This is a genomic window from Vibrio sp. 1249-1 (genome assembly GCF_033340495.1).
Window position 1 is genome coordinate 1 of sequence record NZ_JAWOWJ010000834.1, and the last position, 592, is coordinate 592.

1 protein-coding gene is annotated in these 592 nt (G+C 49.5%); it reads left to right on the forward strand.

Annotation, left to right across the window (positions count from 1 at the left end; genetic code table 11):
- On the forward strand, positions 1–592 hold a 592-nt coding region (locus tag R7Z50_RS29190; protein ID WP_318149972.1), incomplete at both ends, for an ATP-binding cassette domain-containing protein.

The following is a 592-nucleotide window of genomic DNA, read 5'->3' on the forward strand; positions in this document are numbered from 1 at the left end:
TGGTAAATCGACCTTAATCAAACTGCTTTCAGGTGAACTTAAAGCGCAAGGCGGCGACCTCACCTATTCACAAGGCGTAAAGATCGGCTACTTTGCTCAGCACCAGTTGGAAACGTTGCACCCAGAAGAAACGCCACTGCAGCACATGATGCAGATCGCACCGGATCAAACAGAGCAGCAACTGCGCGATTACCTAGGTAGTTTTGGTTTCCAAGGCGACAAAGCGCTAGAAAAAGTCGCACCGTTCTCTGGTGGTGAAAAGGCACGCTTGGTGCTGGCATTGATCGTGTGGCAAAAACCAAACTTATTGCTACTCGACGAACCAACCAACCACCTAGACTTAGACATGCGCCAAGCGTTAACCATGGCTCTGCAAACGTTCGAAGGTGCGATGGTGATTGTTTCACACGACCGTTACTTACTGCGCGCAACCACCGATGATTTGTACTTAGTGCATGATCGTCAAGTTGCGCCATTCGATGGTGACCTAAACGACTACTACAAAGGGTTGACCGAACAACAAAAAGCCGAGCGAAAAGAAGCACAAGCGTCGCAACCAGTTAAAGATACCGCAAACAGCGCTGCAGCGAAG